At 70.8% G+C, this 14,644-nt stretch carries 14 protein-coding genes; 5 read left to right on the top strand and 9 right to left on the bottom strand.

Annotation, left to right across the window (positions count from 1 at the left end):
• The first annotated feature begins 103 nt into the window (after positions 1-103).
• Positions 104-676, top strand: a complete 573-nt coding sequence (locus ACXKZF_RS15335) for an NADPH-dependent FMN reductase (RefSeq protein WP_488984784.1) — start codon at positions 104-106, stop codon at positions 674-676.
• 52 nt (positions 677-728) lie between these two features.
• Here the strand turns inward: ACXKZF_RS15335 and ACXKZF_RS15330 are convergent, their stop codons facing one another.
• From ACXKZF_RS15330 to ACXKZF_RS15320, 3 genes are all read right to left on the bottom strand, one after another.
• A complete protein-coding gene (locus ACXKZF_RS15330) occupies positions 729-1,970 on the bottom strand; it encodes an RNA polymerase sigma factor (RefSeq protein ID WP_488986008.1) in 1,242 nt (413 codons plus the stop codon).
• Between the two features lie 50 nt (positions 1,971-2,020).
• The gene (locus ACXKZF_RS15325) at positions 2,021-2,446 is read right to left on the bottom strand and encodes a YciI family protein (RefSeq protein ID WP_243223326.1); all 426 of its coding nucleotides are present in this window, start codon (positions 2,444-2,446) and stop codon (positions 2,021-2,023) included.
• Between the two features lie 282 nt (positions 2,447-2,728).
• Positions 2,729-3,574 (bottom strand): exodeoxyribonuclease III, encoded by an 846-nt coding sequence (locus tag ACXKZF_RS15320; protein ID WP_488984783.1) that lies wholly within the window; start codon positions 3,572-3,574, stop codon positions 2,729-2,731.
• Positions 3,575-3,750: 176 nt separating this feature from the next.
• Here ACXKZF_RS15320 and pyrE point away from each other — a divergent pair, with 176 nt between their 5' ends.
• Complete coding sequence (gene pyrE / locus ACXKZF_RS15315; protein WP_488984782.1) at positions 3,751-4,329, top strand: orotate phosphoribosyltransferase; 579 nt, start codon at positions 3,751-3,753, stop codon at positions 4,327-4,329.
• A 120-nt stretch (positions 4,330-4,449) separates the two neighbouring features.
• On the opposite strand, the gene ACXKZF_RS15310 is transcribed toward pyrE, so the two are convergent.
• The 3 genes from ACXKZF_RS15310 to ACXKZF_RS15300 form a co-directional block, all read right to left on the bottom strand.
• Positions 4,450-4,599, bottom strand: a complete 150-nt coding sequence (locus ACXKZF_RS15310; protein ID WP_156459078.1) for a hypothetical protein — start codon at positions 4,597-4,599, stop codon at positions 4,450-4,452.
• A gap of 83 nt (positions 4,600-4,682) precedes the next feature.
• Entirely contained in the window at positions 4,683-5,513 is an 831-nt protein-coding gene (locus tag ACXKZF_RS15305; RefSeq protein WP_055951937.1) for an HAD-IIA family hydrolase, read from the bottom strand.
• A 138-nt stretch (positions 5,514-5,651) separates the two neighbouring features.
• On the bottom strand, positions 5,652-5,822 hold the full coding sequence (locus ACXKZF_RS15300) for a CsbD family protein (protein ID WP_055951934.1): 171 nt from the start codon (positions 5,820-5,822) through the stop codon (positions 5,652-5,654).
• A 188-nt stretch (positions 5,823-6,010) separates the two neighbouring features.
• Here ACXKZF_RS15300 and ACXKZF_RS15295 point away from each other — a divergent pair, with 188 nt between their 5' ends.
• The gene (locus tag ACXKZF_RS15295; RefSeq protein ID WP_055951929.1) at positions 6,011-6,958 is read left to right on the top strand and encodes an SDR family NAD(P)-dependent oxidoreductase; all 948 of its coding nucleotides are present in this window, start codon (positions 6,011-6,013) and stop codon (positions 6,956-6,958) included.
• Between the two features lie 42 nt (positions 6,959-7,000).
• Positions 7,001-9,871 (top strand): HAD-IC family P-type ATPase, encoded by a 2,871-nt coding sequence (locus ACXKZF_RS15290; protein WP_488984781.1) that lies wholly within the window; start codon positions 7,001-7,003, stop codon positions 9,869-9,871.
• A gap of 236 nt (positions 9,872-10,107) precedes the next feature.
• Here the strand turns inward: ACXKZF_RS15290 and ACXKZF_RS15285 are convergent, their stop codons facing one another.
• Together ACXKZF_RS15285 and ACXKZF_RS15280 are read right to left on the bottom strand one after the other, a co-directional pair.
• Positions 10,108-10,743 carry a metal-dependent transcriptional regulator gene (locus tag ACXKZF_RS15285; protein ID WP_055951923.1) on the bottom strand — a complete coding sequence of 212 codons (636 nt, stop codon included), beginning with the start codon at positions 10,741-10,743 and terminating at the stop codon, positions 10,108-10,110.
• Positions 10,744-10,752: 9 nt separating this feature from the next.
• Positions 10,753-12,189, bottom strand: coding sequence for an Nramp family divalent metal transporter (locus ACXKZF_RS15280; RefSeq protein WP_488984780.1), 1,437 nt, complete (start codon positions 12,187-12,189; stop codon positions 10,753-10,755).
• Positions 12,190-12,409: 220 nt separating this feature from the next.
• On the opposite strand from ACXKZF_RS15280, the gene ACXKZF_RS15275 reads away from it, so the two are divergent.
• Positions 12,410-13,084, top strand: a complete 675-nt coding sequence (locus ACXKZF_RS15275) for a TrmH family RNA methyltransferase (protein ID WP_055951917.1) — start codon at positions 12,410-12,412, stop codon at positions 13,082-13,084.
• A 221-nt stretch (positions 13,085-13,305) separates the two neighbouring features.
• Here ACXKZF_RS15275 and ACXKZF_RS15270 read toward each other — a convergent pair whose 3' ends face one another.
• Positions 13,306-14,634, bottom strand: coding sequence for an MATE family efflux transporter (locus ACXKZF_RS15270; protein WP_488984779.1), 1,329 nt, complete (start codon positions 14,632-14,634; stop codon positions 13,306-13,308).
• Between the last annotated feature and the right edge of the window lie 10 nt (positions 14,635-14,644).

Here is a 14,644-nt window from a genome sequence, read left to right as displayed (position 1 = left end):
CCGCGGGGCGGAGTCAAGAGGGCGGGGAATACAGATTCGACCCGGATGCTTGCAGGTGAATGCATCCGGGCTCTCCGCCCCCGTCATCCCAGAGAGGATCATCGTGAACGAGTACACGATCGGCTACATCGTCGGCAGCATCTCCAGCACCTCGATCAACCGCCGCCTCGCCAAGGCGCTCGAGAAGGTCGCGCCCGAGGGCGTCACCCTGAAGGAGATCCCGATCAAGGACCTCCCCTTCTACTCGCCCGACCATGACGGCAACTTCCCCGAGGTCGCGACGACCTTCAAGACCGCGATCGAGGATGCCGACGGCGTCATCATCGTGACCCCCGAGTACAGCCGTTCCATCCCCGGCGTCCTGAAGAACGCGCTCGACTGGTCGGCTCGTCCGTACGGCGAGGCGTCGTTCAACGACAAGCCCACCGCCGTCGTCGGCACCTCGCAGGGCGGAGTCGCCACCGCCGCCGGCCAGCAGCACCTGCGCGCGGTGCTCCTGCACTACAACGCCCTCGTCCTCGGACAGCCCGAGGGCTACATCCAGTCGACCCCCGGCCTCTTCGAAGAGGACGGCACCGTGACCGACGAGGGCACGGCCGACTTCCTCCGCTCGATCATCGAGGCGCTCGTGACGCTCATCGCGCGCACCGCCTCGGCAGAGGTCCCCGCGGCCTGACGCATCACGCGGCGGGGCCGGGGTACGCTCCGGCCCCGCCGTCGTTCGTCCGTCACCCGCCGGTCGCGTCAGCCTTGCGCCGCAGCAGCGCCGCCTCGCGCTCATTCCGGGTCAGGTCCGCCGCTCGCAACAGCTCCGATCGGGCCTCGCGCGTGCGCCCCAGCCGGCTCAGCAACTCTCCGCGCACCGAGGGGATGAGGTGCGAGGCCTTGAGCATCCCGGACGACGAGAGCGCATCGACGAGCGCGAGCCCCTCGAGAGGACCGGATGCCATCGACACGGCGATCGCGCGGTTGAGATCGACGACGGGACTCGGCGCGACACGGCCGAGAATCTCGTACAGCAGCACGATGCGGTCCCAGTCCGTCGCATCGACGCTCGTCGCCTCGGCATGACACAGCGCGATGGCCGCCTGCAGTTGGTAGGGGCCTCGACCCCGACCGAGGGCGTCGGCACGGTCGAGCAGCGACGCACCGCGGGCGATGGCCGAGCGGTCCCAGCGGCGACGGTCCTGGTCGGCGAGCAGCACGGCGTCCCCGCTCGCATCCACGCGCGCGGCGAAACGCGAGGCCTGCAGCTCCATGAGCGCCGAGAGACCGAGCGCCTCGGGTTCGCGGGGTAGCAGACGGTTCAGCACGCGGCCCAGACGCACCGCTTCGTGCGCGACGTCGGTGCGCAAGACGGCGTCGCCGGTGCTCGCGGCGTATCCCTCGGTGAAGACGAGGTAGACCACGCTGAGCACTGCGCCGAGGCGTGCCGGCCACTCCGCCGGATCGGGCACCGCGAAGGGCACATGCGCTGCGGACAGCGCTTTCTTCGCGCGCACGATCCGCTGCTGCATCGTCGGCACGGGCACGAGGAACAACCGGGCGATCGCGTCGGTGTCGAGGCCCGCGACGACTTTCAGCGTCAGCGCCACCTGTGCCTCGCGGGCGAGGACGGGATGGCACGCCGCGAACACCAGTCGCAGCACGTCGTCGTCGATCGGCTGCCACTCGGCATCCGAGATCTCGTCGAGATCAGCGCCGATCAGCCGGTACTTCTCGCCGAGGTTCTGCGCGCGGCGCCAGCCGTCGATCGCCCGTCGCTTCGCGACCGCCGTCAGCCAGGCGCCGGGGTTGCGGGGGACACCGTCGCGAGGCCACTGCACGAGCGCTTCGGCGACGGCATCCTGAGCAAGATCCTCGGCGGTCGCGAGATCGCCGACCACACGGGCGAGCGTCGCGACGATGCGGGCGCCTTCGATGCGCCAGATCGCCGCGACGCGTCGCGCCAGGTCGGGGTCAGGGGTCACGACGCGGGCTTCGCCTCCGCGGGAGGCTTCGTCGCGCGAAGGGGTGCGGGTCACCGCGAGGACTGCTCCTCGCGCCAGCCCTCCTCCTTCTGGATGTACTCGTTGTCGGCGAACGCCGCGAAGTCGGTCTCGTCGGTGACGCGACGCACCTCGAGCTTGTTGCCGGCGATGAGGGGTGCCCGCCGCGCCCACTCGACGGCCTCGTCGCGCGACGACACCTCGATGATCCAGAAGCCGTTGAACAGCTCGTGCGTCTCGCCGTAGGGGCCGTCGGTGACCACCGGCTCGTCGCCGCCGAACTCGACGACGAAGTTCTTGCTCATGTCTTCGGCCAACCCGTCACCCGCGACGAGCACGCCCGCGGTCATCATCGCCTCGTTGTAGGCGCCCATCTCGTTGATGACCTGCTCGAAGGGGATGTCCTTGTAAGCCGCGTACGCCTCGTCGGTGCCGCGCATGATCAGCATGTACTTCATCGTGAACTCTTCTCGTGTGTGCTCGGTCGAGCGATCGGAGGGGAGCGAATGCCTGCCCCTACTATCGCGTCGAACGGGGGCCGGGGGAATCGACAGGATGCGGAAAAGATTCCGGATGCCGAGCCGTCGCGGCTGCAAGTGATGCACGTTCCTCGCAGAATCGCGGATTTCTCGCGAGATCGGGAGGCGCGCCTGCGAGGATCGTGCGCGATTGCGGGGATCGCGCCGCCGCGGCGGATCGGCCGCCCCGGCGAAGCCTCTTGGATGCCAGGTGCCCGGCGCTCAGCCGAAGATCATCGGCATGTCGTCATCGTCGTCCGTGGCCGAGAAGACGAGGTCGGCGACGACGGGGACGTGATCGCTGGGTACCTCGCCCTTGCGTTCGTTGCGGTGAATCTCGGCGCCGTGCACGGCGTCAGCGAAGGCGGGGGAGCCGAGGATGAAGTCGATGCGCAGCCCCTCGTTGCGGGGGAAGCGCAGCTGCTTGTAGTCCCAGTAGGTGTACCCGGTCGGGATGAGCGGGCGCACGACATCCGTGAGACCCGCGGTCTCGAACGCGGCGAAGGCTGCTCGCTCGGGAGGGGAGACGTGGGTGGTCGCACCCTCGACCACCGTGGGGTCGCCGTTGTCGGCGTCCGTCGGCGCGATGTTGAAGTCGCCGGTGAGCGCGAGGGGCAGGTGGGGATCAGCCGCGACAGTGGCGGCGGTGTACTCGCGGAGCTTGTCGAGCCAGTCGAGTTTGTACACGTAGTGCGGGTCGTCGAGGCCGCGACCGTTGGGCACGTAGAGGCTCCAGACGCGCACGCCGTTGACGGTCGCCCCGATCGCGCGGGCCTCCTGCGGGAGGTCGGGCCCCTCTTTGCCCTTCTCGAACCCGGGCATGCCGGGAAAGCCGATCTCGACGTCTTCGAGCGGCTCACGGCTGGCGATCGCGACGCCGTTCCACTGATTCAGGCCGTGCGCGGCGACGTGATAGCCGGCTTCCTCGAACGCGGCATACGGGAACTGCTCCGTCTTGCACTTGATCTCCTGCATCGCCAGCACGTCGATGTGCTCGCGCACGCAGAACTCGACGGTGCGGGTGACGCGGGCACGGATGGAGTTGACGTTCCAGGTGGCCAGGCGCATGGCATCCAGCCTACTTTCGGCCGCCGACATCACCGTCCGCAGGGTGCCGCGTGCATTACGGCGGATGCCCGGGCCGGCACGCCGCGCGACGGCGCCCGGTACGCGGCGTGTCGTCGATTCCCCCGCCGTTGTGCGCGCGCCGGTGCGGGCCGGGGCCGCGCAATAGAATCGACGCCGTGACCGCAGCCTCTACTCCCGAGCTCGAAGCCGACCGCCAGGCCCTGATCAGCCTCATCAACGACGAGGCGGTGTTCCACGGCGACTTCACCCTCTCGAGCGGCAAGAAGGCGACGTACTACGTCGACATGCGCAAGCTCACCCTCGACCACCGCGCGGCCCCGGCGATCGGTCGCCTCGTGCTCGACCTGGTGAAGGATCTCGACGGCGTCGTGGCCGTCGGTGGACTCACCCTCGGCGCCGATCCCATCGCCAACGCGGTCATGCACGAGTCGGTGCACGCCGGTCGCCCGCTCGACGCGTTCGTCGTGCGCAGAGAGCCCAAGGACCACGGTCGTGGCCGCCAGGTCGAGGGCGCCGACGTCAAGGGCAAGCGCGTCGTCGTCGTCGAAGACACCTCGACCACGGGGCAGTCGGCGCTCAAGGCCGTCGAGGCGCTGCGCCGCGAGGGAGCCGAAGTCGTCGCCGTCGCCGTTATCGTCGACCGCAAGACCGGCGCGCGGGCCGCGATCGAGGCCGAGGGCCTGCAGTGGCTGGCATCCATCGACCTCGACGACCTGGGTCTCGCTCCGCAGTAAGAGGGTCCCTGCGAGAACCGGACATTCGTCGGGCGCAGGTCGGGTCGCGGCGGAGCGGTCCTGTTCTGGCACGATCCCCTGTTCCCAGGTGGCCGTGTGAGGCCCCGAGTTCGGGCGGACTCAGCGCGGATCGTCGTCCGGTCCCGGCCCGTCGAAGGGGTCGCGGCCCCCGCCGCCGCGGCGCGAACGCCGCCACTGCACGATGAACGCGACGAGCGTTCCGGCGGTGATGAAGAAGGCCACGATCAGCCACAGCGTGCGGTCGTCCATGCTTCCATCCTTGCCGGTGGCGTGCGGCGTTCGTCAACCCCGCGCGGCTCGCCGGGCGCGGCGTCGTAGACGGGGGCTGGGGCTCAGAGACCCGCTTCGAGGCCCTCTTCGCCGTCGGCGAGTTCGGTCTCGAACGGTTCGGCGCGCACGAGTTCGGCGACGGAGCCGAGGATCTCGTCGGGTCGGAAAGGGTAGCGCTCCATCTCGCGCTGGTCGCTGATCCCGGTGAGCACCAGCACGGTGTGCAGGCCCGCCTCGATGCCGGCGACGATGTCGGTATCCATACGGTCGCCGATCATGCCGGTGTTCTCGCTGTGCGCACCGATGCGGTTGAGCGCGGAGCGGAACATCATCGGATTGGGCTTGCCGACGATGTAGGGCTCTTTGCCGGTCGCCTTGGTGATGAGCGCGGCGATCGCGCCCGTCGCCGGGAGCACTCCCTCGGTCGAGGGGCCCGTGGCATCCGGGTTCGTCGCGATGAAGCGCGCACCGCCGCGGATGAAGCGGATGGCCTTGGTGATGGCCTCGAACGAGTAATTGCGGGTCTCGCCGACGACGACGTAATCGGGCGTGGTCTCGGTCATGATGAAGCCGGCCTCGTGGAGGGCCGTGGTCAGACCCGCCTCGCCGATGACGAACGCGGAGCCGCCCGGCATCTGCGACTTGAGGAAGTCGGCGGTCGCCAGCGCCGAGGTCCAGATGGACGCCTCGGGAACGTCGAGACCGGACGCGCGCAGCCGGGCGCTGAGGTCGCGCGGCGTGAAGATCGAGTTGTTCGTCAGCACGAGGAACGGCGTGCCCTCGGTGCGCCACTGCGCGAGCAGTTCGGATGCCCCCGCGATGGGCGTGTTCTCGTGGACGAGAACGCCGTCCATGTCGGTGAGCCAGCACTCGATGTCGCCACGCGTCCGCATGGGGCCAGCCTAACCCCGGCCTCCGACACGGCCCAGGAGGGTTGTCTTCCCGGCGACCGCGGATCCTCATCCCCCGGGAACGAACGAGGGCGGGCCCGGCCCGAAAGCCGTGACCCGCCCGTCCGCGGAGGAGATGCCTTACTTGAAGGTGTCCTTGACGTTCTCGCCGGCCTTCTTGGCATCCGCCTTCACCTGGTCGGCCTTGCCCTCGGCGACGAGCTTGTCGTTGTCGGTGGCGTTTCCGATGGTTTCCTTCGCCTTGCCCACGATGTCCTGTGCGGCGTTCTTGATCTTGTCGTCCAGACCCATGATGTGACTCCTTCTCGAAATGTCGGCGTCGGCGAGGGGTCTCGTCGCGTCGGAGCGCGTGCTCGCAAAGGAGACGTGCGGAGTCGCCGATTCGTCACGCATCGGCCGCGAAAATTTTCCCGGGGGACGATATGCCAGGAACGGAATGAACCCGTGACGGCGGCGGACGATCTGGCTAGGGTCGAAGGGTGGCGCGCACCGAGTGGGATCCTCAGAACCTCCCCGACCTGTCGGGGCGGTCGTACCTCGTCACCGGCGCGACGCGGGGGCTCGGCTATTTCGCCTGCGAGCAGCTCGCCGGCGCCGGGGCGCGCGTGCTGCTCACCGGACGCAACCCGAACCGTCTCGCCGCGGCGAAGTCGGCGGTGAAGCGGTCGCATCCGGATGCCGCGATCGAGACGCTGCTGCTCGACACGAGCAACATGGGGTCGGTGCGCGCGGCCGCGGCGACCGCCCGTGCCCGAGGCCGGCTCGATGGACTCCTTCTGAACGCGGGCGTCGTGCATCCGCCGAAGCAGCGCGAGACCGTCGGCGGGCACGAACTGGTGTTCGCCACCAACGTGCTCGGCCACTTCGCGCTCGCCGGAGAACTGCTCAAGCCGCTCGCCGCCGCCCGCGGTCGGATGGTGTGGGTGGGCAGCATGTCGACCTCGATCTGGGGACACCTGCCCACCGATCCCGAGCTCGGCGAGGGCTACACGCCGTGGCGCGCATACGTGCAGTCGAAGGCGGCGACCACGGCGCTCGCGCTCGAGGCCGACAAACGTCTGCGCGCGCACGGCGTTCCGGTGCAGAGCCTCGTGGCGCATCCCGGCTACTCGACCAGCGGACGCACCCGCGGGGTGCGCGGCGTCAATGAGCCGAGCCGGCTCACCCGCTTCCTCGACAATCTGCAGGCCCCGATCACGCAGTCGAAGGAGCAGGGGGCCTGGGCGCTCGTGCGCGCGGTGGTCGACCCGCTCGCCGAGGGAGGCGAGATGTACGGCCCGGCGCTCGTCGCCCGGGGCGAGCCGCGCGTGGCAACCCCGGCGCGGCGCACCCGGCGCAGCGAGCTCGGAGCCGAGCTCTGGCGGGCCTGCGAGACCGCGACGCACGTGCGCTGGCCCTTCGATCGAGCCCGGCGCGCGGCATCCTGATCCCACCGTGTCGATGTCGGCGCTGAGCCCTACAGTGATCGCATGGACCAGGCGACAGCCGAGAGCATCGATTCCGCCGACGTGCGCGGCCTGAGCGCTGCCGACGTCGCCGAGCGAGTCTCCGCGGGGCAGACGAACGCCTTCACCGCTGATAGCAGTCGAAGCGCCTGGAACATCGTGCGGGCGAACGTCTTCACGCTGTTCAACGCCATCGTCGCGGCGTGCTTCCTCGTGCTGTTGCTGCTGGGGCGCTGGCAAGACGCCCTCTTCGGCGTGGCCGCCCTGTCGAACGCGGTGATCGGCTGCGTGCAGGAGTTCCGCGCGAAGGCGGCCCTCGATCGTCTGGCGCTGCTGAACGCCCCCCGTGCCCGAGTCCATCGCGAGGGCGTCGACGCCGAGATCGCGCCTCCCGACGTCGTCCGAGACGACCTGCTCGTGCTGCGAGCGGGAGATCAGGTGCCCGCCGATGCGGTCGTGGTCGAATCGCGGGGGCTGCAGATCGACGAGTCGATGTTGACCGGCGAATCGGATGCCGTCGACAAGCGCCCCGACGACGAAGCCCTGTCGGGATCGATCGTCGTCGCCGGCGAGGGTACGGCGCGGGTCGTGCGCGTGGGTGCCGAGTCGTACGCGAACACCTTCGCCGCGGAGGCGAAGCGCTTCCAGCTCGTCTCGAGCGAGCTGCGGACCTCGATCGACCGCGTGCTGCGGTGGGTCGGGTGGGGGATCGGCCCCATCGGGCTGCTGGTGCTGAACGCCCAGATGATGGTCGCCGGCGGGTGGGTGCAGGCGTGGCAGCAGGGCACCTGGCAACAGGCGGTGGTGAACACGATCGCGTCACTGACGGCGATGATCCCGCTCGGACTCGTGCTGATGACCTCGATCGCCTTCGCCGTGGGCGCCGCGCGACTGGCAGGGCAGAAGGTGCTCGTCAACGAACTGCCCGCGGTCGAGGGCCTCGCCCGCGTCGACGTCATCTGCCTCGACAAGACGGGCACGCTCACGGCCGGTGAGATCCGCTTCGACGACGTGCTGACCCTCGAGGAGAGCGACGGGTGGCGTACCGCCCTCGCCTGGTACGGCGCGGCGGCGGACGCGAACGCCACAGCGAAGTGCCTGCGCGAGCCGTTTCCCCTCGATGAGCCGGTCGAAGCGGTGCGACGCATCCCGTTCTCGTCGGCGCGCAAGTGGAGCGCGGTGTCGTTCGCATCCGGGGGCACATGGATCCTCGGTGCGCCTGAGATGGTGTTCGGCGATCTCGCCGCCGACGCGGGCAGCGACTTGGGCGCCGCCGTCACGAGGCTGGCGTCATCCGGCCGTCGCACGCTCGTGCTCGCCCGCGCCGGCGCCGCCCTCGACGACATCGACGTCGACGAGGAGCGGTTGCCCGAGGCTCCCGTCGCCGTCGCCGTGCTCACGTTCGTCGAGGCCGTGCGGCCCGACGCCGCCGAAGCGCTGGCGTACTTCCGGCAGCAGGGCGTCGGCGTGCGGGTCATCTCGGGCGACAACCCCCGCACGGTGGCCGCGATCGCCCGCGAGGTGGGTCTCGAGGTCGACGAGGGCTACGACGCGCGCCGCCTGCCCGAGGATGACGCCGAACTCGGTCTCGTGCTCGAGCAGCACACCGTCTTCGGCCGCGTCACGCCCGATCAGAAGCGACGGATGGTCACCGCGCTCCAGGCGCGCGGTCACGTCGTGGCCATGACGGGCGACGGGGTCAACGACGCCCTGGCCATCAAGACGGCCGACATCGGCATCGCCATGAACTCGGGCGCCGCGGCCACCAAGGCGGTCGCGCGCCTCGTGCTGCTCGACGGGCGCTTCTCGCACCTGCCCTCGGTGGTCGCCGAGGGTCGCCAGGTCATCGCCAACATCGAGCGCGTCTCGATGCTCTTCCTCACCAAGACCGTCTACGCGACGGGCCTCGCCGTGCTCTTCGGGGCGCTGGTCATGGAGTTCCCCTTCCTCCCGCGGCAGTTGTCGATCACCGACGGCCTGACCATCGGCATCCCCGCGTTCTTCCTGGCGTTGCTGCCGAACACGCAGCGCTACGTGCCGGGGTTCCTCAGGCGGTCGTTGAGCTTCGCGATCCCGGCCGGGCTCGTCATCGCCGTCTCGCTCACGCTGTACACGCGACTCGCGATGGGCATCGGTCTCAGCGTGGAGCAACTGCGCACCGGGGCGACGATCATCCTCGCGATCGTGGCGATCTGGGTACTCACCGTGCTGTCGCGGCCGGTGACGCGCGTGAAGGTGCTCGTCATCGGTGCGATGTTCATCGCCCTGACCGCGATCTTCACGGTGCCGGCGCTGGGGGAGTTCTTCCAGCTGCAGGATCCGGGCGAAGACGGCGGGGTGCTCATCACGGTGGTCGTGGTCGTGGCCATCGGCGCGATCGAGGTCGTCCGTTTCGCGCACCGCCGTTTCGTGCAGCGTTCGCTCCTCGCCCTCGCAGGTCGTCGGCAGGACGAGACTCTGGACGCGACCGCGGTGTCTGCGCGGCGTCGGCCCACGGCCGTCTCGGCGGCGATCGTGCTCGTGTACGTCGGCGGCCTCATCAACACCGCCCTGGGTATCGTCGTGCTGCTCACCCGCTACGGGGTGCCGGACGATCTCGTGCTCCCCACCTCGCTCGTCGGCGCGGCGACCGTGCTTCTGGGGCTGCTCACCGTCGCGGGCGGATCCGCGCTCTCGCGCGGCAGCGTGCTCGCGCGCAACCTGCTCACCGCCTATCTCGCGCTGCTCGGTGTGCTGCAGGCCGTAGCGATGATCCTCACCGAGCTCGACCCTGTGCTCACAGTCGCGCTCGTCGCGGCGGTGGCCGTGATCGTCGCGATCTGGGTGCCCGCGGGCTCCCGTCGGTGGTTCCGGCCCGTGGGCGCCCGCCCAAGCGAATCGACGCCATCCGTTTAGCGTCCCGCCGCGGGCCGCGGGCCGCGGGCCGCGGGCCGCGGGCCGGGGGCCGCGGCGGTCAGGCCGTCAGCCGGAACCACCCGATGCATCCTGCCCGGGCGCCCCGCCGCAGCGGGAGTCGGGCCGTCAGCGAGACCGCGCCGCGTGTGAGGCCGTCAGCAGGAACCACCCGATGCATCCGGCCCGGGCGCCCCGCCGCAGCGGGAGTCGGGCCGTCAGCGAGACCGCGCCGCGTGTCAGGCCGTCAGCCAGACCGACCCGCCCGCCCCGGCGGGGAGGGTCACTTCGACACCGTCGGCGCGCACCACCTCGTCGGACACGACCTCGAGCTCGTGCCCCACGTCGATGCGGCGTTCGACGAGCGCGCGCAGGAGCTCGGGGTCGCGATCGCTCACGCGCAGGACGCGTCCGGCGTGGCCGGTGGGCGCCTCGGTCAGGAGCACGAAGGGTTCGCGGTGCACCACGCCCTCGGCATCCGGGATCGCGTCGCCGTGCGGGTCGAACCGGGGCCGCCCGAGGCGCTCGTCGATCCCCTCGAGCAAGCGCTCGCTCAGCGCGTGCTCGAGCACCTCGGCTTCGTCGTGCACCTCGTCCCACGCGTAGTCGAACTCGCGCACGAGCCACGTTTCGATGAGCCGGTGGCGGCGGATGACGCCGGCCGCACGACGAGCGCCCGCGGCGGTCAGCGACACGGGTCCGTAGGGGCGATGCGTCACGAGACCTTGAGCGGCGAGCTTCTTCACCATCTCGGTGACGCTCGAGGGGGCGAGGCCCAGCACGCTCGCGAGCTGTGAGGGCGTGATCGGCGTGTCCTGCCACTCGGTGTGGTGGTAGATCGCCTTGAGGTAGTCGTCGGATACGGGCGATTCCACGCCGTCAGCCTATCCGCCGGTGAACACCAGCCACAGGAGCGCGACGTTGAGGGTGATGAGGAATACGGATGCCACGACCCCGGCGACGGTCGTCAGGATGCGGTTGCGGTAGGCGCCGAGCACCGTTGCCCGGGCCGTGAGCACGACGAGGGGGACGAGCGCGAACGGGATGCCGAACGACAGCACCACCTGGCTGAGCACCAGCGCGAGGGTCGGATCGACGCCCAGGGCGAGGATCACGAGCGCCGGCACGAGCGTGACCAGCCGCCGCACCATCAGGGGGATGCGCGCGTGGAGCAGGCCGTGCATGATCTCGGCGCCGGCGTAGGCGCCCACCGAGGTCGAGGCCAGTCCGCTCGCGAGTAGCCCGACGGCGAAGAGCGTCGCCACGAGGGGACCCAGTCCGTCACGCAGGGCGGCGTACGCGCCCTCGAGGCTGTCGGTGCCGTCGACCCCGGCGAGGTTCGCCGCCGCCAGCAGCAGGATCGCGAGATTGACCGTGCCGGCGACCGCGAGGGCGATCGTGACGTCCCAGCGGGTCGCGCGGAGCAGACGGGGGGTGGAGATGCCGCGAGCCTGTTCGAGGCGGGAGTGCGCGGCGACCGTCGCGTCGGCCTCGGCCGCGGTCGGCGCCGTGGCCCACGTCGACGGTCGCGAGGCGGTGTCGGCGTCCGGCATGCGGGGCCCTGACGCGGTGGCATCCGACGATGGTCGTGAGGAGGCGGCGGCCGACGGCGCGAGAACCGAAGCGGCCTCGATGCCGACCGTCGGCGCGAACCGGTCTCGCGCCAGCGCCGAGTGCGCGTAGATGGCGTGCGGCATGATCGTCGCGCCGAGGATGGATGCCGCGAGCAGCACCGACTCCGTGCCCTCGAAGCGCGGAACCAGCCCGCCGATGACACCGTCGGCTGCGGGTGGGGCGAAGAACAGGCCGAACGAGAAGCCCACCGCGATGACGACGAGCAGGCCGATCAGCACGGTCTCGAACGCCCGCGCACCCCGCCGCGTCTGCACGAGCAGCAGGCCCATCGACACCACTCCCGTGATCGCGCCGCCCCAGAGCAGAGGGACGCCGAAGAGCAGATACAGGGCGACGGCTCCGCCGATGACCTCGGCGACGTCGGTCGCCATCGCGACGAGCTCGGCCTGCAGCCAGTACGCGCGGCGCGCCCACGGCCGGCGGATACGGCGTCCGAGCACCTGCGGCAGGCTCTCGCCCGTGACGATGCCGAGCTTCGCCGAGAGGTACTGGATCAACCAGGCCATGACGTTGCCCAGCACGACGACCCACACCAGCAGGTAGCCGAACGCGGCGCCGGCGGTCATGTTGCTGGCGACGTTTCCGGGATCGAGGTAAGCCACGCCCGCGACCATCGCCGGACCCAAGAGCCAGAGGGCGCGCCCCGGTGCGTGGCGTCGGTCCCCGGCATCCACAGTTTTCGGCATGCCGAAAAGTTATCAGGATTTCGGGCGCCCGAAAAGAAGAGGGACTCGTCGCCGAAGGGTCCGCTATGGGAGGAGATTCGGGGAGCGGAGGACCAGGTTCGCGGAATCCGTCCTCCCTTCCCCGAATCACCTTCGGGCCCGTGGGACCGGCACCTCCTCGGCTCCCGGGGCCCCGCGCCAGCCCGCGGGGGCGTCCCGCCCGCCCGGGTAGCCTGAAGGGGTGACGGATGCCGACGAGCCCACGCCGGCGCCGGGCGGCGACCCGGCCGACGCGGCGCGGACCGACCCACCCCCGACCCACGGTGTCGGTCCCTGGCCGGGGGGACCCGCGCAGTGGCCGGACGACCCGCGTTACGACCCCGAACTGCTCGCCGACGGCGACACCCGCAACGTGGTCGACCTCTACCGGTACTGGACGATGGAGGCGATCGTCGCCGATCTCGACGCGAAGCGGCATCCGTTCCATGTCGCCATCGAGAACTGGCAGCACGACCTCAACATCGGCTCGATCGTGCGCAGCGCCAACGCCTTCCTCGCGGCCGAGGTGCATATCGTCGGCAAGCGCCGCTGGAACCGGCGCGGGGCCATGGTGACCGACCGGTACCAGCATGTTCGTCACCACGAAGACGTCGCGGCGTTCGCCGCGTGGGCGCACGAGGCGGGTCTGCCCGTGATCGCCGTCGACAACGTCGAGGGATCGGTGCCCGTCGACCGGGCGGACCTGCCCGAGGCCTGCGTGCTGTTGTTCGGGCAGGAGGGGCCGGGGCTGTCGCCCGAGGCGATCGCCGCCGCCTCCGGGGTGGTCGAGATCACGCAGTACGGCTCGACGCGCTCGATCAACGCGGCCTCGGCGGCGGCCGTGATCATGTACGAGTGGTGCCGCCGCTGGGCGTGAGCCGTGGCGCGGGTGAGGGGCCGGTCCCTTCGACGGGCCCGGGGACCTCGGTCGTGCGGGGGCCCGGCCGCAGGGCGTGAGCCACAGGGCTGTGAGCGTTCGACCCATTCGACGGCTCGGGGACCTCGATCGTGCGCGGGCTCGGCCGTCGGAGTGTGAGCCGTGGCGCTGCCAGGGGCCGCCGCCCTCCGCGGGCTCGGAGACCTCGGTCGCAGGGGAGCTCAGCCGCCGGCCGTCATCCAGGACTTCCCGCGCACCCGCAGGCTCAGGGTGAGCGCCCGCGCGAGCATGTAGACGCCGAAGAACGCCGCGGCCACCCAGGCGAGCCCCGCCGCACCACCGCCGGCGAACATCGCGACGAGCACGAGCGCCGGCACGTAGGGGACGAGGTTCAGCACGCCCGCGAGGGCGAGGTAGCGCGCGTCACCCGCACCGATGAGCACCCCGTCGAGCACGAAGACGAACGCGGCGAGCGGCTGCGCCACCGCGAGCACGAGCAGCGCCGGCTGGATGAGGGCGGCGATCTCGGCATCCCCCGTGAAGACCAGGCCGAGCACGCCCGACGACACCGCGACCAGGCCGCCGACCGCCACCCCGAACCACACGCCCCACGCGCTCGTGCGAGCGAGGACGCGCCCGACCGTGTCGGTGTCACCGGCGCCGAGCGCCCGCCCGATCAGCGCCTGCGCGGCGATCGCCAGTGCGTCGAGCGCGAACGCGGCCGTGGAGAAGATGGTGAACGCGATCTGCCAGCCCGCCAGCTCGGCCGAACCGAGACCGGTGGCCACCGCGACGGTCGCGAGGAAGGCCGCGCGCAGGCTGACCGTGCGGAGGAACAGCCAGCCGCCCGATCGAACGGTTCCGCCGAGGCCGTCGCGCTGCGGACGGACGGATGCCGCGTGCAGACGCGCGAGGCGCCGCACGACGAGCACGTAGGCGCCCACCATGCCCCACTGGGCCGCGACCGTGCCCACGGCGGAGCCGGCGATGCCCCACCCGAAGCCGTAGATGAACAGGGCGTTCAAGGCCGCGTTCGCGCCGAAGCCCAGGCCCGCGATCCACAGCGGGGTGACGGTGTTCTGCATGCCGCGCAGCAGACCGGTCGCCGCGAAGACGACCAGCATCGCGGGAAGGCCCCACATCGAGATCGTCAGATAGGTGCGGGCGTTCTCGGCGACATCGGGCGCCGCGCCGAACAGGTCGACGACCAAGGGCGAGAGGATCGACCCCACCGCGGCGAGCACCGCGCCGAGCGCGAGGGCCAACCACATGCCGTCGATGCCCACCGACACGGCGCGTCCGGGTTCGCCCGCACCGAACCTCCGGGCGACGGCCGGGGTGGTCGCGTACGCGAGGAACACCATGAGCCCGACGATCGTGTGCAGCACAGCCCCGGCGATGCCGAGGCCCGCCAGCGGAGCGACGCCGAGGTGCCCGATCATCGCGGCGTCGACGATGAGGAACAACGGCTCGGCGATGAGCGCGCCGAGCGCCGGAACGGCGAGCCGCAGAATGGAGCGGTTCAGCGTCTCTGGCGGCGAAGTCGTCACTCTCCGAGCC

The organism is Microbacterium sp. ABR10, from assembly GCF_057812175.1.
The sequence above is the reverse complement of the archived record's forward strand: the minus strand, read 5'-3'. Positions and strand labels throughout refer to the sequence as shown.